General features: G+C 69.3%; 29 protein-coding genes and 1 pseudogene. 21 read left to right on the top strand and 9 right to left on the bottom strand.

The genetic code is table 11. The features are described 5' to 3' along the window. Nucleotides 1-58 precede the first annotated feature (58 nt). Nucleotides 59-1,213 carry an RtcB family protein gene (locus ACFFC4_RS17940; RefSeq protein WP_375503369.1) on the bottom strand — a complete coding sequence of 385 codons (1,155 nt, stop codon included), beginning with the start codon at nt 1,211-1,213 and terminating at the stop codon, nt 59-61. Between the two features lie 107 nt (nt 1,214-1,320). Here ACFFC4_RS17940 and ACFFC4_RS17935 point away from each other — a divergent pair, with 107 nt between their 5' ends. The 10 genes from ACFFC4_RS17935 to ACFFC4_RS17890 all read left to right on the top strand — a co-directional run bounded on the left by ACFFC4_RS17935 (nt 1,321) and on the right by ACFFC4_RS17890 (nt 9,345). Further along, complete coding sequence (locus ACFFC4_RS17935; protein ID WP_375503367.1) at nt 1,321-2,385, top strand: substrate-binding domain-containing protein; 1,065 nt, start codon at nt 1,321-1,323, stop codon at nt 2,383-2,385. 14 nt (nt 2,386-2,399) lie between these two features. Then, entirely contained in the window at nt 2,400-3,275 is an 876-nt protein-coding gene (gene cysT / locus ACFFC4_RS17930) for a sulfate ABC transporter permease subunit CysT (RefSeq protein ID WP_375503365.1), read from the top strand. 49 nt (nt 3,276-3,324) lie between these two features. Then, complete coding sequence (locus tag ACFFC4_RS17925) at nt 3,325-4,134, top strand: sulfate ABC transporter permease subunit (RefSeq protein ID WP_375503363.1); 810 nt, start codon at nt 3,325-3,327, stop codon at nt 4,132-4,134. A 2-nt stretch (nt 4,135-4,136) separates the two neighbouring features. Continuing rightward, nucleotides 4,137-5,105, top strand: a complete 969-nt coding sequence (locus ACFFC4_RS17920) for a sulfate/molybdate ABC transporter ATP-binding protein (RefSeq protein WP_375503361.1) — start codon at nt 4,137-4,139, stop codon at nt 5,103-5,105. Between the two features lie 39 nt (nt 5,106-5,144). Continuing rightward, nucleotides 5,145-5,600, top strand: coding sequence for an RrF2 family transcriptional regulator (locus ACFFC4_RS17915; RefSeq protein ID WP_375503359.1), 456 nt, complete (start codon nt 5,145-5,147; stop codon nt 5,598-5,600). A gap of 68 nt (nt 5,601-5,668) precedes the next feature. Next, on the top strand, nt 5,669-5,830 hold the full coding sequence (locus tag ACFFC4_RS17910; RefSeq protein WP_375503357.1) for a hypothetical protein: 162 nt from the start codon (nt 5,669-5,671) through the stop codon (nt 5,828-5,830). Next, a complete protein-coding gene (locus ACFFC4_RS17905) occupies nt 5,830-6,672 on the top strand; it encodes a hypothetical protein (RefSeq protein ID WP_375503355.1) in 843 nt (280 codons plus the stop codon). Before ACFFC4_RS17910 ends, ACFFC4_RS17905 begins: the two co-directional genes overlap by 1 nt. A gap of 30 nt (nt 6,673-6,702) precedes the next feature. Continuing rightward, a complete protein-coding gene (locus ACFFC4_RS17900; RefSeq protein ID WP_375503353.1) occupies nt 6,703-8,049 on the top strand; it encodes a M16 family metallopeptidase in 1,347 nt (448 codons plus the stop codon). Nucleotides 8,050-8,059: 10 nt separating this feature from the next. Then, entirely contained in the window at nt 8,060-8,818 is a 759-nt protein-coding gene (dapB, locus tag ACFFC4_RS17895) for a 4-hydroxy-tetrahydrodipicolinate reductase (protein WP_375503351.1), read from the top strand. Nucleotides 8,819-8,838: 20 nt separating this feature from the next. Next, complete coding sequence (locus ACFFC4_RS17890) at nt 8,839-9,345, top strand: mismatch-specific DNA-glycosylase (RefSeq protein ID WP_375503349.1); 507 nt, start codon at nt 8,839-8,841, stop codon at nt 9,343-9,345. Between the two features lie 116 nt (nt 9,346-9,461). Here ACFFC4_RS17890 and ACFFC4_RS17885 read toward each other — a convergent pair whose 3' ends face one another. After that, nucleotides 9,462-10,088, bottom strand: a complete 627-nt coding sequence (locus tag ACFFC4_RS17885) for a DUF2461 domain-containing protein (protein ID WP_375503347.1) — start codon at nt 10,086-10,088, stop codon at nt 9,462-9,464. 23 nt (nt 10,089-10,111) lie between these two features. Here ACFFC4_RS17885 and ACFFC4_RS17880 point away from each other — a divergent pair, with 23 nt between their 5' ends. Further along, nucleotides 10,112-10,348, top strand: coding sequence for a hypothetical protein (locus ACFFC4_RS17880; protein WP_375503345.1), 237 nt, complete (start codon nt 10,112-10,114; stop codon nt 10,346-10,348). A 106-nt stretch (nt 10,349-10,454) separates the two neighbouring features. Here the strand turns inward: ACFFC4_RS17880 and ACFFC4_RS17875 are convergent, their stop codons facing one another. Next, the gene (locus ACFFC4_RS17875) at nt 10,455-11,012 is read right to left on the bottom strand and encodes a GNAT family N-acetyltransferase (protein WP_375503343.1); all 558 of its coding nucleotides are present in this window, start codon (nt 11,010-11,012) and stop codon (nt 10,455-10,457) included. 22 nt (nt 11,013-11,034) lie between these two features. Continuing rightward, nucleotides 11,035-11,718, bottom strand: coding sequence for a DedA family protein (locus tag ACFFC4_RS17870; protein WP_375503341.1), 684 nt, complete (start codon nt 11,716-11,718; stop codon nt 11,035-11,037). Between the two features lie 73 nt (nt 11,719-11,791). On the opposite strand from ACFFC4_RS17870, the gene ACFFC4_RS17865 reads away from it, so the two are divergent. The 4 genes and pseudogenes from ACFFC4_RS17865 to ACFFC4_RS17850 form a co-directional block, all read left to right on the top strand. Next, on the top strand, nt 11,792-13,012 hold the full coding sequence (locus ACFFC4_RS17865; protein WP_375503339.1) for a winged helix-turn-helix domain-containing protein: 1,221 nt from the start codon (nt 11,792-11,794) through the stop codon (nt 13,010-13,012). Nucleotides 13,013-13,100: 88 nt separating this feature from the next. After that, on the top strand, nt 13,101-13,868 hold the full coding sequence (gene thyX, locus ACFFC4_RS17860) for an FAD-dependent thymidylate synthase (protein ID WP_375503337.1): 768 nt from the start codon (nt 13,101-13,103) through the stop codon (nt 13,866-13,868). 17 nt (nt 13,869-13,885) lie between these two features. Beyond that, the gene (gene dapA, locus ACFFC4_RS17855) at nt 13,886-14,776 is read left to right on the top strand and encodes a 4-hydroxy-tetrahydrodipicolinate synthase (protein ID WP_375503335.1); all 891 of its coding nucleotides are present in this window, start codon (nt 13,886-13,888) and stop codon (nt 14,774-14,776) included. A 52-nt stretch (nt 14,777-14,828) separates the two neighbouring features. Next, nucleotides 14,829-17,276 (top strand): annotated as a pseudogene (locus ACFFC4_RS17850) (DNA translocase FtsK 4TM domain-containing protein); the annotation flags it as partial. A gap of 181 nt (nt 17,277-17,457) precedes the next feature. On the opposite strand, the gene ACFFC4_RS17845 reads toward ACFFC4_RS17850, so the two are convergent. The 4 genes from ACFFC4_RS17845 to ACFFC4_RS17830 form a co-directional block, all read right to left on the bottom strand. Further along, nucleotides 17,458-17,625 carry a hypothetical protein gene (locus tag ACFFC4_RS17845; RefSeq protein WP_375503333.1) on the bottom strand — a complete coding sequence of 56 codons (168 nt, stop codon included), beginning with the start codon at nt 17,623-17,625 and terminating at the stop codon, nt 17,458-17,460. Between the two features lie 92 nt (nt 17,626-17,717). After that, nucleotides 17,718-18,209 carry an amino-acid N-acetyltransferase gene (locus ACFFC4_RS17840; RefSeq protein ID WP_375503375.1) on the bottom strand — a complete coding sequence of 164 codons (492 nt, stop codon included), beginning with the start codon at nt 18,207-18,209 and terminating at the stop codon, nt 17,718-17,720. Between the two features lie 33 nt (nt 18,210-18,242). Then, complete coding sequence (locus ACFFC4_RS17835) at nt 18,243-19,466, bottom strand: hypothetical protein (RefSeq protein ID WP_375503331.1); 1,224 nt, start codon at nt 19,464-19,466, stop codon at nt 18,243-18,245. Next, nucleotides 19,463-19,972, bottom strand: a complete 510-nt coding sequence (locus tag ACFFC4_RS17830; RefSeq protein ID WP_375503329.1) for a SigE family RNA polymerase sigma factor — start codon at nt 19,970-19,972, stop codon at nt 19,463-19,465. Before ACFFC4_RS17830 ends, ACFFC4_RS17835 begins: the two co-directional genes overlap by 4 nt. 127 nt (nt 19,973-20,099) lie before the next feature. Between ACFFC4_RS17830 and rimO the strand changes: the two genes are divergently transcribed. The 6 genes from rimO to ACFFC4_RS17800 all read left to right on the top strand — a co-directional run bounded on the left by rimO (nt 20,100) and on the right by ACFFC4_RS17800 (nt 24,555). Continuing rightward, nucleotides 20,100-21,515, top strand: coding sequence for a 30S ribosomal protein S12 methylthiotransferase RimO (rimO, locus tag ACFFC4_RS17825; protein ID WP_375503327.1), 1,416 nt, complete (start codon nt 20,100-20,102; stop codon nt 21,513-21,515). Nucleotides 21,516-21,601: 86 nt separating this feature from the next. Further along, entirely contained in the window at nt 21,602-22,207 is a 606-nt protein-coding gene (gene pgsA, locus ACFFC4_RS17820) for a CDP-diacylglycerol--glycerol-3-phosphate 3-phosphatidyltransferase (protein WP_375503325.1), read from the top strand. 167 nt (nt 22,208-22,374) lie between these two features. Further along, a complete protein-coding gene (locus tag ACFFC4_RS17815) occupies nt 22,375-22,737 on the top strand; it encodes a helix-turn-helix domain-containing protein (protein WP_375503323.1) in 363 nt (120 codons plus the stop codon). 180 nt (nt 22,738-22,917) lie between these two features. Next, entirely contained in the window at nt 22,918-23,613 is a 696-nt protein-coding gene (locus tag ACFFC4_RS17810; protein WP_375503321.1) for a TetR/AcrR family transcriptional regulator, read from the top strand. 61 nt (nt 23,614-23,674) lie between these two features. After that, a complete protein-coding gene (locus ACFFC4_RS17805; protein ID WP_375503319.1) occupies nt 23,675-24,196 on the top strand; it encodes a hypothetical protein in 522 nt (173 codons plus the stop codon). After that, nucleotides 24,193-24,555 (top strand): GntR family transcriptional regulator, encoded by a 363-nt coding sequence (locus tag ACFFC4_RS17800; RefSeq protein ID WP_375503317.1) that lies wholly within the window; start codon nt 24,193-24,195, stop codon nt 24,553-24,555. The genes ACFFC4_RS17805 and ACFFC4_RS17800 overlap by 4 nt, the downstream gene beginning before the upstream one ends. 2 nt (nt 24,556-24,557) lie before the next feature. On the opposite strand, the gene ACFFC4_RS17795 is transcribed toward ACFFC4_RS17800, so the two are convergent. Next, a complete protein-coding gene (locus tag ACFFC4_RS17795; protein ID WP_375503315.1) occupies nt 24,558-25,352 on the bottom strand; it encodes an Fpg/Nei family DNA glycosylase in 795 nt (264 codons plus the stop codon). Between the last annotated feature and the right edge of the window lie 6 nt (nt 25,353-25,358).

Genomic DNA, 25,358 nt, shown 5'->3' with positions numbered 1-25,358 from the left:
CAGCACGAGGCACATCGTCAAACTACACGGCTGTAACCTTAACTGAACGGTATTGGGGTTAGTTGCCCTTGACGTTGACGATCTGACGCAGGGTATGCACGACCTCGACGAGGTCCTTCGCGTCGTTCATGACGACGTCGATCGGCTTGTAGGCCTGCGGGTGCTCGTCAAGGAACGCGTCCGAGTTGCCCCACGCGATGCCCGACATCCACTCGTCCAGGTCCGCCCGCGTGAACCGCTTGCGGGCAGCTGAGCGCGAGAAGTTGCGCCCCGCACCGTGCGGCGATGAGCACAGCGACCCGACGTGGCCCTTACCGCGCACGACGTAGGACAGGTCGCCCATCGAGCCCGGGATGAGCCCGGGGATGCCGGCGTGCGCGTCGATCGCCCCCTTGCGCGACAGCCAGACCTCTCGGCCCAGGTGCGTCTCGCGCTCGGTGTAGTTGTGGTGGCAGTTGACCTCCTCGAGCCGCTGCACCGGCTCGCCCTGCCACGCCGAGAGGCAGTCGACGACGCGCTGCATCATCTCCTCGCGGTTGAGCAGCGCGAATCGTTGGGCCCACCGCAGAGCTGCGATGTAGGACCAGAACTCCGGGTCGCCCTCGACGAGGTAGGCCAGGTCGGGATCGGGCAGCCGGATGAATCGCCGTGCGCACTGCTCCTGCGCGATCTTGATGTGCTTCTGCGCGAGCTTGTTGCCGACGCCTCGCGAGCCCGAGTGCAGGAACAGCCAGACCGCGTCGTCCTCGTCGAGGCTGACCTCGATGAAGTGGTTGCCTGACCCCAGCGAACCGAGCTGCAGGCGCCAGCGCGGCCCGATCTCGTCGGCCTGCTCGATGCCCTCGAGCGCCTCCAGCTCGGCGACGCGCGGTGCTGCCGAGGCCACGACATGCTGGTTGTACCGCCCGGCCGACAGCGGGATCGCACTCGAGATCGCACGATGCAGTTCGGTGAGATCGCCGGTGAGATCCGCCCGCGCGAATTGCGTGCGGACGGCCATCATTCCGCAGCCGATGTCCACGCGGACTGCCGCCGGAATGATCGCGCCCTCGGTCGGGATGACGCTGCCGACGGTGGCGCCCTTGCCCAGGTGGGCGTCAGGCATGAGCGCCAGGTGGGGGCGCACGAACGGCATGCTTGCCGTGCGCTCGGCCTGGGCGCGGGTGGCGTCCTCGAGGATCGAGGCGAAGTTCGCGAGTCGGGTGATGGACATGTCTCTCATCGTCCGGCCGTGGCGCAAGCCATTAGCCCGTCCGCTGTTATTGTCTACCGGACGTATCGACAAACAAGAGTCGGTCGCCCTCCTGAAAGCAGGTATGCATGCTCTCCCGACGCGCTCGCACGCTGACCGTGTTCGCCGCCGTTCTGACGGCCGCCACCGGGCTGAGCGCGTGCTCCAGCAGCGGTAGCTCGAAGTCCGGCTCGTCGGCCGGCGCCGGCTCGACCAGCTCGTCGAACTCGTCGAGCTCGTCGGCCAAGTCCACGAGCCTCAAGCTGGTTGCCTACTCGGTGCCCAAGCCGGCTTACGACGCGCTCGGCACGGCCTTCGCCAAGACGCCTGCGGGAGCGGGCGTCTCGCTCGCCGGTGCCTACGGGCCGAGCGGCACGCAGGAGAAGAACGTCGCCGCCGGCCAGAAAGCCGACTACGTCGCGTTCTCTACCGGCTCCGACATGAACAAGCTCGAGCAGGCCGGCAAGGTCGCCGCGGACTGGGACGCGGGTCCCACCAAGGGCATCGTCGCCGACTCCGTCGTCGTCATCGTGGTCAAGAAGGGCAACCCGCTCGGCATCAAGGGCTGGGCCGACCTGATCAAGCCGGGTGTCAAGATCGTCACCCCTGACCCGGCGTCGTCAGGTTCCGCGAAGTGGAACATCCTGGCCGCCTACCAGCACGTGATCCAGACCGGCGGCACGCCGGCCCAGGCGCAGGCCTACCTCAAGAGCTTCTTCTCGCACGTCGTCAGCCGTGCATCCAGTGGTGCGGTCGCAACCACCCAGTTCACCTCGGGCACCGGCAACGTGCTGATCTCCTACGAGTCCGAGGCGATCCTCGCCCGGCAGAAGGGGCTCTCGCTGGACTACATCGTGCCTGACCAGGACGTGCTGATCGAGACGCCAGCCGCCGTGACCAAGGGTGCGCCCAAGGCCGCGAGCGACTTCCTGTCCTACGTCGAGAGCAGCGCCGGCCAGGCGATCTTCGCCAGCCACGGCTTCCGGCCGGTCGACACCAGCGTGAAGCCGACCGATGTCAAGGGCGCCAACGACCCCAGCAACCCGTACCCGGTTGTGCAGAAGCTGTTCACGGTCGGCTCGCTCGGCGGCTGGAGCAAGGTCAACGACGAGTTCTTCGGCGACAACGGCATCGTCACGAAGATCGAGAAGTAGGGGACATACCAGCCGTGACAGCAGTTCTCGACGACCAGCCGGCGGGCGGCGCGCAACGCTCCCGCCGGCTGCGGCGCACCCGCTCGGGGCAGCCGCTGCGGGGTTGGTCCGGTACGACGCTCGGCGTCTCCGTGCTGTGGTTGAGCCTGCTGGTGCTGTTGCCGTTGGCCGCGGTAGTGGGACGGTCGTTCGACTACGGCTGGAGCGGTTTCACTTCGGCCATCACTAACCGCGAGGCCGCCTCGGCGTTGAGACTCACGATCGGCATCTCGGTGCTGACCGCTCTGATCAACGCGGTCATGGGCCTGCTCGTCGGCTGGGTACTGGTACGCGAGCGTTTTCGCGGCGCGGGACTGCTTGAGATGGTCATCGACATTCCGTTCGCGCTGCCCACGGTGGTGGCCGGCATCGTCATGCTCACGCTCTACGGCGGTGACAGCCCCGTCGGTGTCCACCTGGGCGGCACACGCGTCGGCCTCGTGGTGACGCTGCTGTTCGTGACCTTGCCGTTCACGGTGCGCACCGTGCAGCCCGTACTGCTGCAACTCGACCGGGACGCCGAGCAGGCCGCGGCATCGCTCGGCGCGCCGCCGTCCGTCGTGTTCCGGCGGATCATCTTGCCGCAGGTGCTGCCTGCGCTGATCTCGGGCGCGACCCTGGCCTTCGCTCGAGCTCTCGGCGAATACGGCTCGCTCGTGTTCATCTCCTACAACCTGCCGTTCAAGACCGAGATCGCGTCCTCGCTCATCTACGGCAAGCTCCAGGACAGCGACAGCCCGTTGCGCGCGACCCAGCAGGCCAGCGCGATCGCCACTGTCCTGCTGATCGCCAGCGCACTGGTGCTGGTCGTGCTTGACCAACTCCAACGACGGGTGGCCCGCCGTGGTTGACATCGCCCTTGCACCGATTCCGCCGGTCGCTGCACCCGCGCCTGCGCCGGTGCAGCGCAGTTCGAAACCCGCGTCCTGGACGGTACGAACCATTGCCGTCCTATACGTCGCTGTCATCGCGCTGCTGCCGGTCGTCGTCATTCTCTACAAGACCTTCCAGCCTGGTCTGTCATCGTTCTTCGACGCCCTGACCAACACCCAGTCTGTGCACGCCTTCGAGGTCAGCGGCATCGTCGCGGGTATCGCGGTAGTGATCAACACGGTGTTCGGGGTTGGAGTCGGCATCCTGTTGGCCCGGCACCGGTTCCCCGGCAAGCGGTTGCTGAGCGCCTTCATCGACCTGCCGGTTGCGGTGTCGCCGATCGTCGTGGGGCTCGCACTGGTGCTGGTGTACGGGCACATCGGCTGGTTCGGCCCAACGCTCGAGGACCATGGCTTCCAGGTCATTTACGCGAAGCCCGGCATGGTCATGGCCACCGTCTTCGTCTCGCTCCCGCTCGTTGTTCGCGCGATCGTGCCGGTGCTCGAACAGGCCGGAACCGACCAGGAACTCGCCGCGTCGTCACTCGGCGCAAGCGCAGTCACCCGCTTCTTGCGCATCACGCTGCCGACCATCCGGATCGCGCTGACCTACGGCCTCGTCCTCACCATTGCTCGATGCCTGGGCGAGTACGGGGCGGTGCTGGTGGTATCGGGCAACATCGAGGGTCAGACCGAGACGGCGCCGCTACGCATCAGCAACCTGCTCGAGAACGAGCAGAACCCGAACGCCGCGTACGCAGTCACCTTCGTACTCATCGTTGTCGCGTTCGCCGCCATCCTGGCCGGGGCGTGGATCCGCCGTAGGGGAAGGGCCTGATCATGGGTATCGAGGTACACGGGATCGGCAAGCGCTTCGGCGACTTCGTCGCGCTGGACGACGTCAATCTGTCGGTGCGTTCGGGTGCGCTGACTGCGCTGCTCGGCCCGAGCGGCGGCGGCAAATCTACTCTGCTGCGCATCATCGCCGGGCTCGAGAACGCCGACGAGGGAACGGTGGAGATCGACGGACGGGACGCATCGCAGCTCCCGCCGCGGCACCGCGACGTCGGCTTCGTGTTTCAGCACTACGCCGCGTTCACCCACCTGTCGGTGTACCGCAACGTCGCCTTCGGCCTCGAGATCCGCAGGCGCCCGAAGGACGAGATCAGGAAGCGGGTGCACGAGCTGCTCGAACTCGTGCACCTGGAGCAATTCGCCGACCGTCTGCCGGCCCAGCTGTCGGGCGGTCAGCGTCAGCGCATGGCGTTGGCGCGCGCGCTCGCCGTCGAGCCGAAGGTGCTGCTGCTCGATGAGCCGTTCGGGGCGCTGGACGCCAAGGTGCGCAAGGAGTTGCGCGACTGGCTGCGTCGCCTGCACGACGAGGTGAGCGTGACCACCGTGTTCGTGACGCACGACCAGGAGGAGGCCCTCGAGGTCTCCGACGAGATCGTGGTCATCAACGGTGGCCGCATCGAGCAGGTCGGCAGCCCGGACGACCTCTACGACAAGCCGGCCAACGACTTCGTCATGTCCTTCCTCGGCCCGGTCACGACGCTCGGCGGGCGCATGGTGCGCCCGCACGACATCGAGATCTTCACTACGCCGCAGCCGGACGCGGTGCCGGCACGGGTGACGCGGTTGCAGCGGGTCGGCTTCGAGGTGCGGGTCGAGCTTGCCGGCGACTCGGGGGACCCCGGCACCTGGGTACAGCTGACCCGTGGCCAGAGCGAGTCGCTCAACCTGCGCGAGGGCACGCCGGTGTGGCTCGTGGTCGTCCAGAACAGCACGACCCTCGCAACGCCGGCCTGACTCGACCGACACCAGCCCTACCAGTGCGAGGATGGCGGCGTGCAGATCTCGGCCAAGACCGATTACGCCGTCCGGGCGTTGCTGAGCCTGGCCGCCCGCGAGCCCTCGCTCGTCAAGATCGACACCGTCGTCACCGAGCAGGGCATGCCCCGCAAGTTCGTTGAGGCCATCCTGGGTGAGCTGCGCCGGGCCGGCATTGTGCGCAGCCAGCGCGGTGCCGAGGGTGGCTACGCGCTGGCCCGGCCCGCGAAGGACATCGCGCTCGGCTCTGTGATGCGTGCCGTCGACGGCCCGTTGGCCGAGGTGCGGGGGTTGCGCCCGCACGAGACCACGTACGCCGGGGTCGCCGAGCACCTGCCCGAGGTCTGGGTCGCGGTGCGCGCCAGCCTGCGTCAGGTGCTGGACGAGACCACCCTCGCCGACGTGCTGAGCGGTCAGCTGCCCGCGCACGTCAAGGCACTCAACGACGCACCGGACGCCTGGCTGCCCCGGTGAGGTCGGCGTACCGTCTGTGATCATCCCCGGCCGGGCGTCCGGGTCGGATGGTCGAAAGGAGCAGCGGCATGGGTGACATCGGATCCCGGCAGGTGCGCTTCGAGGTGCTGCCCACCCTGGCGCAGCCCGAGCAGAACGTGGCGTCGGTCGAGACGCCCGCGCTGCTCGACGTGCTGGTGCCGGCCGTACGTGAGCGGGTCGTCGCCCGAGCCGAGCCCGCCCGCTCCTGATGCAGCCGTTCGCCGGCGCCGAGCCGCTCGTCGGTGAAGTCATCGCCCTGCGCACGTTTCGCGTGGAGGAGTCCGGCCTGCTCCTGCCGTTGTACTCCGAGCAGTGCTGGTCCAACGACACCAACACCGCCGCCTGCCCACGGGCGTCGCACGAGGCGCCCGCCGACGACTGCGACTGCGGGTTCTACGCCTACGGCACCCCCCAGGCCGCCGCACAGAACCGGGGCATGCGGCACGTCCAGGCCGTCGTGTCGTGCTGGGGCGGCGTCGTCGCCGGCACCCAGGGCATCCGCGCCCAGCACGCCCGCATCGACGCACTGTGGCTGCACCCGGTCGCCCCGGAGTGGTTGCGCAAGCGGGTCGCGGCTCGATACCCGTTGGTCCGGCTCTACGACGACGTCGAGCAGATGCGCGCCGCGCATCCGCTGTCGGTGCTGCCGAGCTACGACCCCGCACCGACGCGCAACCATCGGGCGTGGGCGGGGGTGCTCGCCGGGTCCGCCGTCGGCCTCGCGCTCGGCGCGCTTCCCCTGGACGTCCTGCGCTCTAGTCCTGCGCTGTGGACGGCGTGGCTTGCCGCCATCGGCATCGCCGGTGCGGTCACCCTGTGGTTGGCGCTCGGCGCGCGCTTCCCGGGCCACTTCGTGGCGGCCGCGATCGGTTTCGGACTGGTGAGCTGGTTACTGGCGCCGCTGTTCGGATTGGCCGGCTGGCTGCTGCGCATGCCGGTACTGCGTGGCGTTCTCGTCGCCACCGGCACGTACCTGTGGTCGCTGCGGCCGCGGCACTTCCCGGTCGTCGTTCCGAAGCGGGAGCGCGTCTACTACGGCGCCCGCGCCTGAGCGATCCGGCCGGGTCCGTAGGATCGCGGGATGACTTCGTCCCGTCCCGCCCAGGGGGCTGTCGTCGGCCGGGCCGTCACACGCCGCCTCGAGCGCGCCACCGGTGGGGGCGTCATCACCCGCACGACTCTGCCCGGTGGCCTGCGGATCGTCACCGAGGGCATGCCCGGCGTGCGCAGCGCGAGCGTCGGCGTGTGGGTGCCGGTCGGGTCCCGTGACGAATCGCTGTCGCTGGCCGGCACCAGCCACTTCCTGGAACACCTGCTGTTCAAGGCCACCACCTCGCGCAGCGGCCTGGACATCGCGCGGGCAATGGACGCCGTGGGCGGAGAGTTCAATGCCTTCACCGAGAAGGAGCACACCTGCTTCTACGCAACGGTGCTCGACCGCGATCTCGAGGTCGCGATAGACATCGTCAGCGACGTCGTGCTGAACGCGACGGTCACCGCGCAGGACGTCGACGTCGAGCGAGGTGTCGTCCTCGAGGAGATCTCGATGCGCGACGACGACCCGAGCGACCTCGTCCACGACGAATTCTCCACCGCCCTGTTCGGCGACGTGCCGCTCGGTCGGCCGGTGCTCGGCACGGAGCAGTCCATCGCTGGGCTGACCAGACGGCAGATCCACGGGTACTACCGTCGGCGCTACACGCCCGACGCGATGGTGGTGTCGGTGGCTGGGCACGTCGAGCACGGCGAGGTCGTGCGGTTGGTCCGGCAGGCGTTCGCCGACCGGCTGGATCCGGGCCTTGCACCGCAGCCGGTGCGCCCGGGGGGCGAACCCGCGAACCTCGTCCCCGATCGTGCCGTGCAGGTCGTCGAGGACGACACCGAGCAGGCCAACCTTGTGCTGGGCACGCATGGGCTCTCGCGCCACGACCCGCGGCGTTGGGCGCTCGGCGTCGCGTCGTCAGCGCTGGGCGGCGGCATGAGTTCGCGGCTGTTCCAGCGGGTGCGTGAGGAACGCGGCCTGGCCTACTCGGTGTACTCCTACACCACCAGCTACGCCGACGCCGGCCAGTTCGGGGTGTACGCCGGCTGCCAGCCCGGCAAGGCGGACGAGGTGCTGACGATCATGCGCGAGGAGCTGGACTCCGTCGCCGCCGGCACGCTCAGCGCCGACGAGATCGAGCGGGGCAAGGGGCAGATGCGCGGCGGCATCGTCCTCGGCCTCGAGGACGCCGGCTCCCGAATGACCCGTATCGGCAAGAGCGAGATCGCCTACGGCGACATCCTCGGGTTGGACGAGGTCCTCACGCTCATCGACGCCGTCACACCCGACGATGTCGCCGAGGCCGCGCAGCTGGTGCTGTCGCGCCCGCGTTGTCTGACCGTCGTCGGCCCCTTCGGTGAACACGACTTCGACGGTGCGGCGTGAGGAGACGACGATGACGACGAGCGAACCGATCCGCGTCGGGGTGCTGGGCGCCCGCGGTCGAATGGGTCAGCAGGTGTGCCGGGCGATCGACGCCGCCGACGATCTGGACCTCGTGGGCATGGTCGACGCGGGGGACTGGCTGTTCAGCGTCGCCGACGCCGGCTCGCAGGTGCTGGTGGACTTCACCCACCCCGACGTCGTCATGGACAACATCCGCTTCGCCATCGACCAGGGCATCCACGCCGTGGTGGGCACGACCGGGTTCACGCCCGAGCGGCTGGACACGGTGCGGACCTGGCTGCAGGACACGCCGGACCTCGGCGTGCTGGTGGCCCCCAACTTCGGCATCGGCGCGATCCTGTCGATGCGTTTCGCCGAGCTCGCAGCGCGCTTCTACGACAGCGCCGAGGTCATCGAGCTGCATCACGCAGGCAAGGCCGACGCGCCCAGCGGCACCGCGGTGCACACCGCCCGGGTCATCGCCCAGGCCCGCCGTGCGGCCGGGATGTCGCCGAGCCCCGACGCCACCAGCCAGACCCTCGACGGGGCGCGGGGCGCCGACGTCGAGGGTGTGCACGTCCATGCGCTGCGGGTGGCGGGCATGGTCGCGCACCAGGAGATCGTGTTCGGCGCCGAGGGCGAGACCCTGACCATTCGCCACGATTCCCTCGATCGCGTCTCGTTCATGCCCGGCGTGCTGCTGGCCGTCCGCCACGTCGTCAGTCGGCCGGGACTCACCGTCGGCCTGGACGCCCTGCTCGACCTCTGAGCTGAGGCTTCTCAACCGCTGTGCTGCCCGACCTCCTACGCCCTGGCGTCCGCGTGGTGATCGCGGGGACGATTGCAGCCTGGGACCGCGCTGCGCGCTCGCACTACTACGACAGCCCGGGCAACAAGTTCTACGTGCTGCTCCACGAGTCCGGGCTCGTGCCGCAGCTGTTGGCGCCGGACGAGGACGAGCGGGTCCTCGACTTCGGTGTCGGCCTGACCGACATGGTGCGCGTACGCGAGTCCGAGCCGGGGGAGCCACCGGTCTTCGACCGGGTCGGGTTCGAACGCAAGCTCCGCCGCGCGGCGCCGCAGGCCGTGGCGTTCGTCAGCAAGACAGCCGCGAATTCCTACGCCCGCAACGCCGGCCAACGGCAGGTGCGCGACTTCGGTGCGCCATCCTGGTCGGTGGGGCGGATCCCGGCGTTCGTCCTCCCCGGGCCCTCCGGGGCGAACAACGGGATGCCGTTGCCGCTGCGCATCGCTCTGTGGCGAGACCTCGGCGACTTCCTCGACACGCTGGGCTGAGAGCGCGCAACGACCACCCCTGCCGGCCGCTTTGCTCTGCTCACTCTGACTGAGCACATGCTCATTCACACTGAGCAGAGCAAAGGAGCGACGATGAGTACCTGCCGCGCGGCGCCTCAGTCGTGGCCGACGTGCGTGTCCAGCCAGGCCACGAGCGGAGCCATCGACCGCCACGCCTTGGCGATCTCGGTGCGCGCCTGCGGGGTGCTGAGCCACTCCGGCGCGCCGACCTCCTTCGACGCTGTCAACGATTTGTGCTTGAGCAGGTCGGCGCGCGGGTGACCGCGGTCGTAACCGCTGGGCACGCGGGTCAGCTGCTCGCCACCGATCCGGAACCCCTTGCGTTGCAGCGAGACCACGACCTTCTCGAGCTGCGGCCCGACGATGTCGTCGTCGATCGCTCGGCGAAGCCGGCCGACCTGGGCCGAGGAGGTGCCCCAGTACCCGGCGGCCAGGAACAGTCCGGCCGGGCCGACGTGCAGGTAGCACGATGTCTCGCCGAACCACATGCCCTGATGGGTCTTGTAGAGCGTCTTGTCCTTGCTGAACCGGACGTCGCGGTACGGCCGGAAGAATTTCGCCGACCCGAACTTCGGGCCGAGCTCCTCGGCCAACCCGAGCAGCGGCGCCTTCACCTGCTCGTCGTAGACGTGCTTGTGTTCGGACCAGAACGCCTTTGAATTGTCATTTTCCAGGTCTTCATAGAAGTCCAGGGCAGCCAAGGGAATGCCAGCAAACGCCATGACACCGACTCTATGGTTCGAGCATGGACGCTTTCGAGGCCCATCAGACCGAATGGGAGCAGCTGCATCAGCTCGCCGGTCTCATCGGCGAAGAACTCCGTGGGCTGGACGTCGAGACGGCGTCGGCGACAGTTGCGCTGCATCCAGGTCTGTCCATCAGATTTGTTGAAGTGAACCGACCTGTTTCTGATGAACTAGTCTTCGGGCGTATCACGGCGCGTACCCGAAACGATGTGGTGGTCGACGCGTCGGCGGGCTAGGCGGTTGTGCAGCTTGTCCTACAACGCCTTCGAATTGTCATTTTCGAGGTCCTCGTAGAAGTCGAGGGCAGCAAGCGGGATCCCGTCGAACGCCATGCGGCGAAGCCTACGATCCGACGCCCGGGTCCTCGACGAGCGAGGTGTGTAGCCGGATCTCGCGCAGTTCGCCGGCGCCCGTCTCGAGCGCGCGCACGAGTCCGTCCGGCGCCCAGCCGGTGGACAGCAGGAATTCGCGGGTCGGTGTGTCGCCCTCAGGGATCCACGCGATCGCGCGCGTCATGCCGTCCTCGCGGGCCAGGTCGACTGTCGCCGCGAGCAGCCGCGAGCCGTGACCCCGTCGACCCCATCTGGGTTCGACCAGTACCGGGCCGACGGCCACCGTCGTGGCGGGCTCCGGGTCGTCGTCCTCGACGTCCTCTGCCGGCCCGAAGGCGACGAAGCCGACGCGCCATTGCTGCTCCATCGCGACCAGCACGCGGTGCCGGGGCGTGGGGGCGGCGGTGATGGCCTGCTGCCAGGAGGCCTCGGCCTCGGCGAGCGACAGACCAGCCAGCACGGGCGCGGGCAGGATGTCGGCGTAGGCGAGCCGCCAGGTGTCGATCTGGATCCGTGCGAGTTCGCTGGCGTCACCACGGACCGCTGGGCGCACGCTGACATCTGCCATGTTATCGACCCTAGGTCAAGAGTCAGGTCGCTGGGCCCGTGGTCGCGGCGTCCGGGTCGCCCGACAGGCCCTGCTCGTAAGCCAGTTCGTCCGCGCGTTCCCGCTTGCGCTTACGCAGGTGCAGGGCGACGTAACCCACGACGACCACGGCCAGGATCGCCAACGGCGCCCACGTCAGCGTCGAACTCACGACGTCGAGAGCCGACGCAAAGGCATACCCCAACAGGACGCATCCGGGCGCCCAGATCAACCCGCCGGCGGCGTTCCACACCAGGAAGGTGCGGTAGCGCATGCCGCTCATCCCGGCCATCGACGGCATGAGTGCCCGCAGCAACGCGGTGAGCCGGCCGAGCAGTACGGCCTTCCCGCCGTGCTTGTGGATGACGCCGTCGACGGCAGTCCAACGTGGCTCGCCTACCCACGCGCCCAGGCGCGAACGACGCAGGGCGGGTCCGAACTTGCGACCGAACTCGTAGCCGACGGAGTCGCCGGCGATGGCGCAGAACGCAGCGATCACCATCATCACGTAGAGATTCAGGTGACCGTACTTGTGATTGCAGAAGACGCCCGCGACGAGCAGCGCCGTCTCGCCCGGCAGCACCATGCCGACGAGGATCGCTGCTTCGGCGAAGGCAAGGCCACCCGCGATGAGATAGAGCCACAAGCCCGTGGCGTCGCCGATGCTGTGCATGATGCTCTCGAACACGCGGCGATGTTCCCACGGCTGGCTGTGCGCCGCCCGTGTGGTGTCGTCGGTACCACCTCGTAATGTCCCGGGCATGGGCGGAGCAACAGCACAGCTGAGCCCCGCAGCGGCCCGTCGGATCGCCCTGGCCGCGCAGGGCTTCGCCGATCCCCGCCCGGCCGGCCGGGTGGACGTCCGCCATCTGCGTCGCGTCCTCGAGCGCGTCGGACTGCTGCAGATCGACTCCGTCAACGTCTTCTCGCGTAGCCACTACCTGCCGGTCTTCGCGCGGCTCGGGCCCTACCGGCGAGAGCTGCTCGACGAACTCACGGCCTACACCGCCAGGCCCCGGCGTCCCGAGATGTTCGAGTACTGGGCACACGCCGCGTCGCTCGTCCCGCTTGCCTACCACCCGCTCCTGCGCTGGCGCATGGCCCGCGCGCACCTCGACCCGTGGCAGAGCATCCGCCGCATTGCGCACGACAACCCGACGCTGGTCGCGGACGTCGAGCAGCTCGTCGTCGACCGGGGGCCGGTCGTCGCCGGTGACACCGGCATCCCTCGTCCGCCGCCACGGCCGGGGCACATGTGGAACTGGCACGACGGGAAGATCGCGCTTGAACACCTCTTCTGGACGGGCCGGATCACCACTGCCAAGCGCGTCCATTTCGAGCGGTACTACGACCTCGTCGAACGCGTCCTGCCGGCGGAAATCCTTGCCCTGCCGACCCCGAGCGAGCACGACGCCAAACGCGAACTGGTGCGGATCTCGGCGCGTGCCCTCGGCGTGGCGACGGAGCCGGACATCCGCGATTACTTCCGCATCCCCAGTGCCGACACCAAGCAGGCGATCGGCGAGCTCGTCGAGACCGGCGAGCTGGTGCCGGTGCAGGTCGCCGGCTGGGCACTGCCCGCCTGGCTGTGGCACGACGCGCGTCGGCCGCGCACGGTGCAGGCCCGCGCGCTGCTGTCCCCCTTCGACTCGCTGATCTGGTTCCGTGACCGCACCGAACGGCTCTTCGACTTCCACTACCGCATCGAGATCTACGTGCCCGAACTGCAACGGCGCTTCGGCTACTACGTGCTGCCTTTCCTGCTCGGCGACACACTCGTCGGGCGCGTCGATCTCAAGTCCGATCGTCAGGCCGGCGTGCTGCGGGTGCAGAGCGCCTGGATCGAGCCGGGCCGCGACCCGCGCCATGTCGCCACCGAGCTCGCCGCCGAGCTGGCCCTCGTGGCCCAGTGGCAGGGCCTCGGCGCCATCGACGTGCGCCCGCGCGGCAACCTCGCCTCGACGCTCGCCGGCGTGCTGTGACCACGACATGTTGTGCGCGTGGCGGTCCGGCACCACGACCGGTCGCGGTTAGAGTCGACCACCACCCACCAGATCACGGAGTTTGCCCATGACCGGTCCCACCCCGTTCCAGGCTGTCCCGCTGAAGGTCCAAGCCATTGCCTGGACGCACTTCGAGCCGCCGGCGGACGTGCCGTGGGAGACCGACACCGACGGCGGCGAGGCGCTCGCCGAGTTCGCCGGCCGGGCCTGCTACCAGTCGTGGAAGAAGCCGAACCCGGCCACGGCCACGAACGCCGGCTACCTGCACCACATCCTCGAAGTCGGTCACCTGTCGGTGCTCGAGCACGGCAGCGTCACGTTCTACCTGTCGGGCATCTCGCGGTCACTGACACACGAGCTGATCCGCCACCGGCACTTCAGCTACTCGCAACTGTCGCAGCGCTACGTCCCGGAGAAGGACGCGGCGATGGTGGAGCCCGACGTCATAGCGTCGGACCCCGACCTGCACGCCAAGTTCGTCGCCGCGTCCGAGGCGGCGGTCACCGCGTACACCGAGCTGCTGGAGGGCCTGGAGAAGAAGTTCGCCGACGTCTCGCACGCCACGCTGCGGCGCAAGCAGGCGCGGCAGGCCGCGCGGGCGTTGCTGCCCAACGCCACCGAGACCCGCATCGTGGTCACCGGCAACTACCGGGCCTGGCGGCACTTCATCGCGATGCGCGCGTCCGAGCATGCCGACGTCGAGATCCGCGAACTGGCCATTGCCTGCCTGCAGGAGCTGCGCCGCATCGCCCCGAACGCGTTCGCCGACTTCGAGATCACCGCGCTGCCCGACGGCACCGAGGTCGCGTCGAGCCCGATGGTCAGCGAGGGCTAGCAGGTAACCTGAGCGCCATGCCCGCCGATCCGCAGCGGCCCTTCGGCCGCGTCCTGACCGCCATGGTCACGCCGTTCGGCTCGGCTGGCGAGCTCGACCTCGCGACCGCGGTCCGGCTTGCTGAATACCTCGTCGACACCCAAGGCAACGACGGTTTGGTGCTCAACGGCACCGGCGGCGAGGCGCCCACCACCAGCGACGCCGAGAAGGCAGACTTGGTCAACGCGGTGGTTGACGCGGTGGGCGATCGCGCGCATATCGTGGCCGGCGTAGGCACCTTCGACACCGTGCATTCCGTCCACCTGGCCGAACAGGCCGCGAAGGCCGGCGCGCATGGGCTGCTGCTGGTGACGCCGTACTACTCCCGGCCGCCGCAATCCGGGCTTGTGCAGCACTTCCGGGTGGTCGCCGACGCCACCGACCTGCCGGTGCTGCTCTACGACATCCCCGGGCGCACCGGCACGGCGATCACCACCGAGACGATGCTGACGCTTGCCGCACACGAGCAGATCGTCGGTGTGAAGGATGCCAAGGGCGACTTCACAGCGTCTGGCCAGGTGCTCGCCGAGACCGATCTTGCCTATTACGCCGGTGACGACTCTGCGACGCTGCCGTTGTTGTCGCTCGGCGGCGTCGGGGTGATCGGGACCTCGACGCACTTCTGTGCCGCGCCGACCAAGGCCCTGATCCAGGCCTTCGAGCAGGGCGACGTCGCCGAGGCACGTCGCCTGCACCGCCTGCTGCTGCCGATCTACACCGGCATCTTTCGCACCCAGGGCACGATCCTGGTCAAGGCCGGGCTGCGGCTGCGCGGCCTCGACGTCGGATCGGTCCGGCTACCGCTCGTCGACGCCACCGATCACGAGATCAGCCACCTGCGCGCCGACCTCGCCGCCGCCGGCCTCTAGGCAGGCCGCGCGCCTCCGCGGCAACCCTCAACCTGACCGTTAGTTTTGTCCGGTGGCAGGAGCAACCAGAACTCGCAGCCGTCCGCCCGCGCGCAAGCCGGGCACTCGCAGCACGTCCAAGCGTGGGTCACGCGGGTCGTCGAGTCCCCGCAGCAGCGGCCCGGCGCCGCTCGCCACACCCTTGGTTGGCGCCGGCCGCGCAGTTGGCACGATCTGGCACGCGCTGGCCACCATGGCCGGCAGCAGCGCGCGGGCCGTCGGGCGCAATGCGGCCACCGCCCGCGAGCTGCCGCCCGAGCACCGTCGCGACGGTGTGGCGCTCGGGGTGTTGGCGCTCGGTCTGATCAGCGTCATGGCGGTGTGGTTCCGCGCCGCAGGACCGGTCGGGGTGTGGATCGACACCGGCTACCGCTTCGTGGTCGGCACCGGCGCATACCTGGTGCCCGTGGTGCTGCTGGCCATCGGCGCGCACATGCTGCGTCAGGCGCCGGAGCCGCAGGCACGTGGACGGCTGATTGTCGGTTCGTTCGCGATCGTCTTGGCGGTGCTGGGCCTGTTCGACCTCTGGTCCGACAACCCGACGACCAGAGACGGCCGGGCACACTCCGGCGGCATCCTCGGCTACGCGATCGGCAAACCGCTGTCGACGGGGTTGTCCCAGACGATCGCCATTCCCTTGCTGGCCCTGATCGGCTGCTTCGGCATCCTCGTCGTCACAGCCACGCCGATCAGCGTGCTGCTGGAGTTCGTCCGGCGTCCGTTCACGCGCGACGGCCTCGCTGTCGACGAGCAGCCTGCCCGGGACGGGGCGCGCAGCCGCCGCCGTCGACCCCCGGTCGCCGAGGCCGACCCGGACGCTTCGACGTCGGAGATTCCGGCCGTCGAGCCGCCTTCCGACCTGGACGTCACCCTCGACGCGGAGGAGCTCGACGAGGCGCCGGTGAAGGTGCGCAAGCCGCGGCAGCCGAAGGTTGCACCGCCCGAGCCCGATCTGCCGCCCATCGACCGGCCGATCCAGCTCGAGCTGGCCGGTGGTGGCGGCATGTACACGCTGCCTTCGATCAAGGACCTCGCGTCCGGGCCACCGCCGCTGGCACACACCAAGGCCAACGACGAGGTCATCGCCGCCCTGCAGCAGGTGTTCGCCGAGTTCGACGTCGACGCGTCGGTCACGGGCTTCAACCGTGGCCCGACGGTCACCCGGTACGAGGTGACGCTCGGGCCGGGCGTGAAGGTCGAGCGGATCACCAACCTGACCCGCAACATCGCCTACGCGGTGAAGAGCGCCGAGGTCCGCATCCTGAGCCCAATCCCGGGCAAGAGCGCGGTCGGCGTCGAGATCCCCAACGCCGATCCCGAGGTGGTCATGCTCGGCGACGTGCTGCGGAGCAACGTCGCGCAGCGCGACCAGCACCCCATGCTCGTCGCGCTTGGCAAGGACGTCGAAGGTGGCTTCGTCGTCGCCAACCTGACCCGGATGCCGCACCTGCTCGTCGCCGGGGCCACCGGTGCCGGCAAGTCGAGCTGCATCAACACCCTGATTCTGTCGATCCTGACGCGCGCAACGCCCGACCAGGTGCGCATGGTGCTCATCGACCCCAAGCGCGTCGAATTCGCGGCTTACCAGGGCATCCCGCACCTGGTGACGCCGGTGATCACAAACGCCAAGAAGGCGGCCGACGCCCTGCAGTGGGTCGTGCGCGAGATGGACATGCGTTACGAGGACATGGAGACCTCGGGCGTGCGCCATATCGATGACTTCAACCGCAAGGTGCACAGCGGCGAGCTCAAGCCGCCGCCCGGGTCCGAGCGGGTCTACCAGGCCTACCCGTACCTGCTGGTGATCATCGACGAATTGGCCGACCTGATGATGGTCGCCCCGCGTGACGTCGAGGACTCGGTCGTGCGCATCACCCAGCTCGCGCGTGCCGCCGGCATCCACCTCGTCATTGCGACGCAGCGGCCGTCCGTGGACGTCGTCACCGGGCTGATCAAGGCCAACGTGCCGTCGCGGCTGGGTTTCAAGACCTCCTCGGTCACCGACTCGCGGGTCATCCTCGACCAACCAGGTTCGGAGAAGCTGCTGGGCAAGGGCGACGCGCTGTTCCTCCCGATGGGGGCGTCGAAACCCGCGCGCATGCAGGGCGCCTACGTCACCGACGAGGAGATCAACCAGATCGTCGAGCACTGCAAGAAGCAGCTCGAACCCACCTATCGCGAGGACGTGACTGCGCCGCAGGCGGTCAGATCAGAGATCGACGAGGAGATCGGCGACGACCTCGACCTGTTCCTGTCGGCCGTCGAACTTGTCGTGTCGACGCAGTTCGGCTCGACGTCGATGCTGCAGCGCAAGCTGCGCGTCGGCTTCGCCAAGGCCGGTCGGCTGATGGACCTCATGGAGTCGCGCTCGATCGTCGGCCCGTCCGAGGGCTCGAAGGCGCGCGAGGTGCTGGTGATGCCCGACGAGTTGGCCGGGCTGCTCTACACGCTGCGCAACGGCGGGACGGCCGACGACCTGGTGTCGTCCGACGATGACGAAGACAACGAGAAGCCGATGGGTGACAACCGCCCGGTCGGGCCGGTCACCGTCGAGCCATTGCCCACCGGCACCGAACCCTTCTGAGGGACGGCAACGGCCTCCCGTCCAGTTGGGCGGGAGGCCGTGATCAGGTGCGGGAGGCTCAGTGCGAGCGGTGTCGGGCGGTATAGAACATTCGGTGCAGGGAGAAGGTCTTGCCCGCATCCGATCGGCGGTGGCGCCCTACGTAGGTGTCGTCCTCGGTTGCGATACCGGCGGACGACGGCGTCCAGGCCGTGTACCCGGTATCGATCCGGTCGATTGTCGCCATGACACTCACCTCCGTGCGCGAGACGCTAGCGCGGTGGTCGGCGGTGGTCCGGAAGGCGCGCGGTGGCGGCGTGTTCTTGATGGCAGGTCGGGTTAGGTCAGGTCGAGCAGCATGCGTGCGTTACCCAGTGTGTTGGGTTTGACGTACTCCAGGCCGAGGAACTCCGCGACGCCCGGGTCGTACGAGCGGCGCAGCGCGTCGTAGGTGTCCGGGTCCACCGGCGTGCCCTCGATCTCGACGAAGCCGGCGCGGCCGAAGAAGTCGGTGTGGAAGGTCAGCGCGAACAGCCTGGCCAGCCCCAGTTCTCGGGCGACGTCGATCAGCGCGTCGAGCAGCTGACGGCCGATGCGCCGTTCGCCGTATTCGGGGTGCACGGCCAGCGTGCGGATCTCGCCGAGGTCGGCCCACAGCACGTGCAGCGCACCGCACCCGACCACGCGTCCATCCACCTCTGCCACGAGGAAGTCCTGCACGTCCTCGTAGATCGCCACGAGCTCTTTGGCCAGCATCTTGCGCCCCGACCCGGCATACAGGTCGACGATCGCCTTGATCGCCGGCACGTCCGCCGTGCGGGCGCGGCGGATAACGGCAGGCACCGGGTCAGGTTATCGAACTGTTCAGCAGGTCAGCCGCGGCAGGTGTGCGGTGTCGAGGACGATTGATGTCGTTGGTGCCTGGCTAGCGGCCTGGGTGCCCAACACCATGCGGGTGCCCAGCGTGACGCCGGCCCCGGTGGCGTCGACGCCGGTAGCGGCCAGCGCACCGGTACGGGTGTCCAGCACGTAATACCGGGGCGCTTCGTGCTCGTCGGGCAGGAGCACGACGAACGGTCCGGAGACCGCGACGACATCTGGTTTGCCCGGGACCGATCCGGCAGCCAGCGTCCAGCTGCGTGCGTCCCCGCGGGTGTCGGTCCAGACGACTTGGTTCTGTCGATCTATCGGGATCCAGGCATAGTCGATGCCGTCCGTCACGACGGACCCGTACGTCCTCGAGATCGAGTGGTAGTCGTCGGAGCGGGTGGACGGCACCGCGGCCGGCACGCCGCGACGCGCGACTCCGCCGCCGTCCCACATGACGCCACCCGGGTCGTCGGGCTGGGCCAGCAGCCCGTGGGCGTGCGCTACGACGGTCGCTCGGTGCCGGCGCAAGTCGTAGGCGACGACGGCCCCGACAGATTGTCCGGGGTCCGTACCGTGCGGTATGGCGATCCAGTAGACGATGCCGTCGAGTACTGAGGCGGCGCGATCGGCTACCGCGGTGTCGGACAGTGTCCCGGTCAGGGGAAGGAGGTGTCGCACTGTCGAGGTGCGCAGGTTGATCGCCACGATGTCCTTGACGTTCGGGCCCCTCGCGACGGGCCCCAGGCTCAGGACCAGATCGGCGCCGTCGACGCTGGTTTGAACGGTCCAGCCGGCTGGAACTGTGTAGAGCGTTCGCACCGTTCCTCCCACCGGACGCAGGCCTATCCCGGTCGTGGTGTCCGTCTGAACGTCACCCCACACCACCACATCGCCGTACGCGGTTGCCGCGACAACACTCGCCGAAAAGCCCGGAACGGTCGAGCGAGGTGCTGCGAACGCGTCGCTCCACGCCTTCGGCAGCATCGCAGGACACGATTGCGCGTAGCCGCCGCCGGCGTGGTCCTGGCCATTGCTCCTTCCGAGGCCCCAGACCGCTACGCCACCTGCGGCCACCAGGACCGTTGCGACAGAGGCCGCGACGAGCAGCCAACGGGACCGGTCGGCGCGCCGCGGGGTGGTTTCGAGGTGCGGTGCCTCGGTGATTGTCGCGGCGCGTGCGTGCAGGGTGTCGCGCAGCAGCTGGTCGAGGTCAGTCATGACCGGAGTCCTCTCGCTTGGGCGAGGTCGGGGTGTCGGCGCAGTTCGGCGACGGCGCGGGAGGCGAGGCTGCGCACGGTGCCCTCGCGGCAGCCGAGGACCGAAGCGATCTCGCGGTCCGATAGGTCGAGGTAGTGGCGCAGCACAAGCACGGCCCGCTGCCGCTCGTTGAGACCGGCGAGCATCCGCCACATCTCGTCCTGCGCGCCGTGATCCACCGCGTCGGTGGCGGGCGCGTCGGGAAGATCGGCGAGTGTCACCTCCCCGGCCGCGCGCCGTCGGCGCTGGGAAATGTGCAGGTTCACCAGCGTCCGACGTGCGTAGGCCAGCGGCGCCGCGACGTCGAGCCGGTCGCCGAAACGCTGGTGCAGCTTGAGATAGGTCTCTTGGACGAGGTCATCGGCGGTGGCCCGGTTGCCGCAGAGGAGGTAGGCGAACCGGGTGAGGGCGACACCGTGCTGGGCGGCGAACTCGTCGAGCCCCGTGCCGGAAGCCTCGTCAGCCACGCCGGTCTCCTCGTCTGCGACTTGTGGTCGCTGCAGTGCGTGCATACCTGCTCAACGCGGTGGGCGGGCGGATCCGCTGCGAAGCGCGATGGCATGTCAGGGACCGGCCCGCGGGTACCGTGTGGACGTGCCTCAGTCCGTCCGCAGCGTTGCGCTCGTCACCTTGGGGTGCGCGCGCAACGAGGTCGACTCCGAGGAGCTGGCCGGCCGGCTCGGCGAGGGCGGTTGGTCACTGACCGAGGACGCCGACGAAGCAGACGTGGTGGTCGTCAACACCTGCGGCTTCATCGACGCGGCCAAGAAGGACTCCATCGACACGCTGCTCGCAGCCGCTGACACCGGACGCAAGGTCGTGGCCGTCGGCTGCCTGGCCGAGCGCTACGGCGAACAGCTGGCCGCGGAGCTGCCCGAGGCCGACGCGGTGCTGGGCTTCGACTCCTACGCCGACATCGCGGCGCGACTGGACGACGTCGCCGCGGGCCGGGCGTTGACCCCGCACGTACCGCGCGACCGGCGCACCCTGCTCCCGGTCGCCCCGACCCACCGGCCCGCGGCCAGCGTCGACGTCGCGGTGCCGGGGCACGCCTGGGTTCCGACGACGGCCGTCCGCACCCGCCTCGACGACGCGCCGGTGGCCTACCTCAAGCTCGCGTCCGGCTGCGATCGGCGCTGCACGTTCTGCGCCATCCCGTCCTTTCGCGGCTCGTTCGTCTCGCGCCCGCCGGCCGACGTCCTGGCCGAGGCGGCGTGGCTGGCCGCCACCGGCGTGCGCGAGCTCGTGCTCGTCAGCGAGAACTCGACGTCCTACGGGAAGGACCTCGGCGACCTGCGAGCGCTGGAAGTCCTGCTGCCCCAGCTCGCGGCCGTCGAGGGCATCGAGCGCGTGCGGGTGTCCTACCTGCAGCCGGCCGAGCTGCGTCCCGACCTGCTGCGGGTGCTGGCCACGACGCCGGGCGTCGCGCCCTACTTCGACCTGTCCTTCCAGCACGCCAGCCCGACGGTGCTGCGCCGGATGAAGCGCTTCGGCGGAACCGAGTCGTTCCTGGACCTGCTCGCCCGCGCCCGGGCATTCGCGCCCGATCTCGGCGCCCGCAGCAATGTCATCGTCGGTTTTCCGGGTGAGACCGAGGACGACGTGCTCGAGCTCGAGCGCTTCCTGTGCGAGGCCCGCCTCGACGCGGTCGGCGTCTTCGGCTACTCCGACGAGGAGGGCACCGACGCCGTGGGGTTCGCGGACAAGGTGCCGGTCGAGGTGATCGCCGAGCGGGTCGAGCGGATCAGCTCACTGGCGCACGAGCTGTCCAGCCAGCGGGCCGAGGACCGTATCGGCACCCGCGTCGAGGTGCTGGTCGAGGACGTGTGGTCCGACGAGCCGGGTGAGATCGAGCTGACCGGTCGCGGAGCCCATCAGGGCCCGGAGGTCGACGGGATCGTCCGGCTCGTCGGCGGCGAGGGCATCGAGCGCGGCCGCATCGTCGAGGCGTTCGTCACCGACTCGGAGGGGGTCGACCTCATCGCCCAGCCGATCGGCGATTCGCGATGAGCGCGGCCGAGAACGTCGACCGTGCAGTAGCAAACGGTGTCGCGAACGACGCTGTACGGCCCGGGTCGGCGAGGCCCCGCCCGACCATGCCGCGACTGACCGAGGACCCGATCGGCCACCCGCCCAGCCCGGCGTCGGCCTGGAACATCGCCAACGGGTTGACCGTCCTGCGGCTCGCACTGGTCCCGGTGTTCGTCGTCGCGCTCTTCGCCGAGGGCGGGCACCACGTCGGAGCCCGGGTGTTGGCCTGGGCGGTGTTCGCGGTCGCCTCGGTCACGGACCGCATCGACGGCGAGATCGCCCGCAAGCGTGGGCTCGTCACCGACTTCGGCAAGCTCGCCGACCCGATCGCCGACAAGGCGTTGATCGGCGGGGCGCTCATCGGCCTGTCCGTCCTCGGTGACCTGCCATGGTGGGTCACCGTGGTGATGCTGGCTCGCGAGATCGGTGTGACCCTGCTGCGCTTCTGGGTCCTACGCCATGGCGTCATCCCGGCCAGCCGGGGCGGCAAACTGAAGACGCTGCTGCAGGCCGTTGCCACCGGATTGTTCGTCCTACTGCCGATCGGTGATTGGCTGCGCCCCGTGGCCTGGGTGGTCATGGTGGCGGCGATGGTGGTCGCCTTGGTCACCGGTGCCGACTACGTCGCACGCGCCGTCCGGTTGCGCCGCGGGTCGCTCGCCGCCCGCTGACCGTCGCCGACTCGGCCCGGGAATCCAAGAGTGGTCCCGTCCGTTGGACCCGGTGTTCGCTTTGAGCGGACATCCGGGCCCGCACCCGTTGCTGTCGGCCGCTGCGGGTACCGTGAACCACACGCAATTCACCAGGCACGACGTCACCTGTACTAGGGGGTCAGCACATGCCCGTACTTCGACAGGTCGTGGGCGAGACCCTGCGTGGCCTGCGGATGCGCCAGCGTCGCACCCTGCGTGAGGTGTCGGCTAGCGCCCGCGTAAGCCTGGGTTATCTGTCCGAGGTCGAGCGTGGGCAGAAGGAGCCGTCGTCCGAGCTGCTCGCGGCCATCTGCGGTGCGCTGGACGTCGAGCTGTCCGACCTCTTCGGTGAGGTCAGTCAGACTCTGCGCCGCGAGGAGAGGTTGGCGCTGATCAATAGCCGCGTCGCCATCATCCCGGGAGCCGGTTCTGCGCGCATCTCGCCGGCTCCGAACGCCGAGCAGGCCCATGCGGCCGAGGTCAGCACGCTGTCCACTGTCGCTGCCTGAGCCAAGTCACACTCGTCCCAGCAGACTCATTCGTTTCAGATCGGGCGACCCGCCGACGTACCTCCCTCCGGTCACCCGCACGCTCGACAATTCTGGGTCGTAGCGGCGGCCCGTTCCGGCAGGTCGGCGCCGGCCCGCAGCATCGCTGCGGCCACGACGCCTAGGAGGCCGTGCCGTCCGATGAGCAGCCCGCTGTTCGACACCCTCTTCCGCCCGACGACGCCCGCCCCACGAGCGAGCACCGATGCGGCAACCGAACTGCCGCCGGCCTCCGCACGGCCCGCTGCAGCCATCGCGTCGGCGGCCCCGGTGCGCACCACCGGCACCCGCACCCGGGCGGGCAACGCGATGTCGCGCACCCGAAGCGCGCTCCTCAGCGGTGCGGCGCAGGCGGTCGCGGCGAGCGGCACGCGGATCGCCATGGCCCAGGTGGCGACCGCGGCCGGCGTGGCCAAAGCGACGCTGTACAACCATTTCCGCACCCGGGAGGCCGTGCTCGACGCCCTCGTGACCCACGAGGTCACCGCCCTGATCGAAGCGGCTGCGGGGAAGCCGATCGAACGGGCCCTGATCGACACGGCCATGGCCATCTCGCGGCACCCGGTCCGGCAAGGGCTTGCCGCCGTGGAACCGGCCGCATTGGCACGCCTGTCCGCTATCGACGACGATAGCGAGGGTTGGTGTCTCGCTCGAGCTGCGGTTGCTGAGCAGCTGGCGCAATCCGGTCGAGGCGGTGCCGACACGGTCGTGCGGTGGCTGGGTTCGTTCCTGCTTAGCCCGGCGTCGTCCAGCGCGATCGTTGCCGACGTGGTCATTGTGGTGGCTGGTCTGCCCGTGCTGCCAGCCGCCGACGGCTCCGTCGCACGCTCGGCCTGACCGGTCGCTACCTGACCGTTCGCCACTGGCACCACGTGCCGGTGACGACCACCATGGACTCATGGCCTGGTTGCGACGCGAACCCGACGACGCCTCGGCCGGGCAGACCGCCGATCGCATTCGGGCAGCGATCGTCGACCTCACCGAGCGGCGCGACGAGGCTGCTACCGCAACCTCAGCCGCGCTGTTGGGTCAGGTCGAGGTGCAGCACGCGCTGCGCGATCAGCACCGGCGCCTACAGCTGGCTTTGACCCAGCTCGACCATGCGCTGACCCTGGCCAGGCGGGTGGCCGAGGACACGGCCCGGGACGAGGGAGAGCTCGCCGCCCTGCCGTTCCGCGGCAACGTCGAGGGCCTGGGCGTCCAACGTGACGTCGTCGTCGCCGCGATCGCGCAGCTCGACCAGCTGCAGGACGCGTCCCGGTCTCATGTCGGAGCTGCCCGCGACGTGCTGGGGCGCTCCCGCGCGGCCTTCGACCTGGCGCTGCGCGAACAGCTGCGCCTGCTGGTCGCGCTGGAGCGGCTGGAACGTTCGCGCGTGCTGTTCGCGGCTCGCGCCGCCCGGGGGCAGGAGCGGCCATGACGGACGGTCTCGTGCGACTGGACCCCGCGTCGGCGAGCGCGCCGTTCGATCAAGTGCGCGGCCAACTCGCCGCGCGGATCACGGACGGCCGGCTGGTCGCGGGCGCCCGGTTGCCGACCGTCCGTGGCCTGGCTGAACAATTGGGGATCTCGGTCAACACCGTGGCTCGCGCGTACCGCGAGCTCGAGACGGCCGGGCTCATCGAGACCCGTGGTCGCGCCGGCACCGTCGTCTCGGCGCGCGGTGACGTTGTGCGCGCACGTCTGCAGGCTGCAGCGCAGCGCTACGCCGCGCAGGCCCACGCCGCGGGCATCAACGTCGACGAGGCGCTCGCGATCGTCCGGGCCGCACTGGGCTGACCTCAGCGCGCTGCAGGCTGGCAGGTCGGGCACCAGTAGGTGCCGCGAGCGCGTGGTGATTTGCCCTGATCCGCGCGCTGAATGGGTGTGCGGCAACGCAGGCACGGCGCGCCGCTGCGCTCGTAGACCCAGTGCTCGCGCCCGCGACCCAGCATGCCCGTTGTCGACTGCTCGGGGTGGTCGCGGTTGACGCGCAGCAGGCGCTGGGCGGCGTTCACTAGGGAGGTGAGATCGCGGACCTTCCCGGTGGGTGTCCACGGGTGGACGTGCTCGACGAAGAGCACCTCGCACTTGTACATGTTGCCGACACCTGCCAGGTTGCGCTGGTCCAGCAGCGCCTCGCCGATCGTCTCGTCCGGCGCGGCCAGCAGGTTGGTCACTGCCTGCTCCGGGTCCCAGTCCGGACCGAGCAGGTCCGGTCCCAGGTGGCCGACCAGGGTGGCCTCGCCACTCCGGGTGACGATGCGCAGGTCATGCACGCGGTACCCGGTCGCCGTCCACTCCTCGTTGCCGACCCGTGCGCGGATCATGTGCTCCGGGTACCGGCGTGGTCGAGGCCCGCCGGTTCGCGACAGGTACCAGGAACCGTCCATGCGCAGGTGGCTGTGCAACGTGAGGTCGTTACCGAACCGCGTCAGCAGGTGCTTGCCCCGCGCGAGCACTTGGGTGACCGTCTCACCCTTGAGGTCGGACGTGGCCAGTTCCGGCACGCGGAGATCGAAGATCGTGACGGCTCGGCCGGCCAACGCCTGATGCAGTCTGCGGGCGGTCAACCACGCAGTGTCACCCTCGGGCACGCGGTT

This window comes from uncultured Jatrophihabitans sp. (assembly GCF_964244045.1).
In the GTDB taxonomy this organism is placed as follows: Bacteria; Actinomycetota; Actinomycetes; order Mycobacteriales; family Jatrophihabitantaceae; genus Jatrophihabitans.
This window is presented reverse-complemented; position numbering and strand designations above follow the sequence as displayed.

Bases quoted from the DNA above. Each gene is read 5' to 3' on its own strand.
- ACFFC4_RS17940 (WP_375503369.1), bottom strand. From the start codon at position 1,213: ATGTCCATCACCCGACTCGCGAACTTCGCCTCGATCCTCGAGGACGCC.
- ACFFC4_RS17935 (WP_375503367.1), top strand. From the start codon at position 1,321: ATGCTCTCCCGACGCGCTCGCACGCTGACCGTGTTCGCCGCCGTTCTG.
- ACFFC4_RS17920 (WP_375503361.1), top strand. From the start codon at position 4,137: ATGGGTATCGAGGTACACGGGATCGGCAAGCGCTTCGGCGACTTCGTC.
- ACFFC4_RS17910 (WP_375503357.1), top strand. From the start codon at position 5,669: ATGGGTGACATCGGATCCCGGCAGGTGCGCTTCGAGGTGCTGCCCACC.
- ACFFC4_RS17905 (WP_375503355.1), top strand. From the start codon at position 5,830: ATGCAGCCGTTCGCCGGCGCCGAGCCGCTCGTCGGTGAAGTCATCGCC.
- ACFFC4_RS17900 (WP_375503353.1), top strand. From the start codon at position 6,703: ATGACTTCGTCCCGTCCCGCCCAGGGGGCTGTCGTCGGCCGGGCCGTC.
- dapB (WP_375503351.1), top strand. From the start codon at position 8,060: ATGACGACGAGCGAACCGATCCGCGTCGGGGTGCTGGGCGCCCGCGGT.
- ACFFC4_RS17885 (WP_375503347.1), bottom strand. From the start codon at position 10,088: ATGGCGTTTGCTGGCATTCCCTTGGCTGCCCTGGACTTCTATGAAGAC.
- ACFFC4_RS17880 (WP_375503345.1), top strand. From the start codon at position 10,112: ATGGACGCTTTCGAGGCCCATCAGACCGAATGGGAGCAGCTGCATCAG.
- ACFFC4_RS17875 (WP_375503343.1), bottom strand. From the start codon at position 11,012: ATGGCAGATGTCAGCGTGCGCCCAGCGGTCCGTGGTGACGCCAGCGAA.
- ACFFC4_RS17865 (WP_375503339.1), top strand. From the start codon at position 11,792: ATGGGCGGAGCAACAGCACAGCTGAGCCCCGCAGCGGCCCGTCGGATC.
- thyX (WP_375503337.1), top strand. From the start codon at position 13,101: ATGACCGGTCCCACCCCGTTCCAGGCTGTCCCGCTGAAGGTCCAAGCC.
- dapA (WP_375503335.1), top strand. From the start codon at position 13,886: ATGCCCGCCGATCCGCAGCGGCCCTTCGGCCGCGTCCTGACCGCCATG.
- ACFFC4_RS17845 (WP_375503333.1), bottom strand. From the start codon at position 17,625: ATGGCGACAATCGACCGGATCGATACCGGGTACACGGCCTGGACGCCG.
- ACFFC4_RS17835 (WP_375503331.1), bottom strand. From the start codon at position 19,466: ATGACTGACCTCGACCAGCTGCTGCGCGACACCCTGCACGCACGCGCC.
- pgsA (WP_375503325.1), top strand. From the start codon at position 21,602: ATGCCGCGACTGACCGAGGACCCGATCGGCCACCCGCCCAGCCCGGCG.
- ACFFC4_RS17815 (WP_375503323.1), top strand. From the start codon at position 22,375: ATGCCCGTACTTCGACAGGTCGTGGGCGAGACCCTGCGTGGCCTGCGG.
- ACFFC4_RS17810 (WP_375503321.1), top strand. From the start codon at position 22,918: ATGAGCAGCCCGCTGTTCGACACCCTCTTCCGCCCGACGACGCCCGCC.
- ACFFC4_RS17805 (WP_375503319.1), top strand. From the start codon at position 23,675: ATGGCCTGGTTGCGACGCGAACCCGACGACGCCTCGGCCGGGCAGACC.
- ACFFC4_RS17800 (WP_375503317.1), top strand. From the start codon at position 24,193: ATGACGGACGGTCTCGTGCGACTGGACCCCGCGTCGGCGAGCGCGCCG.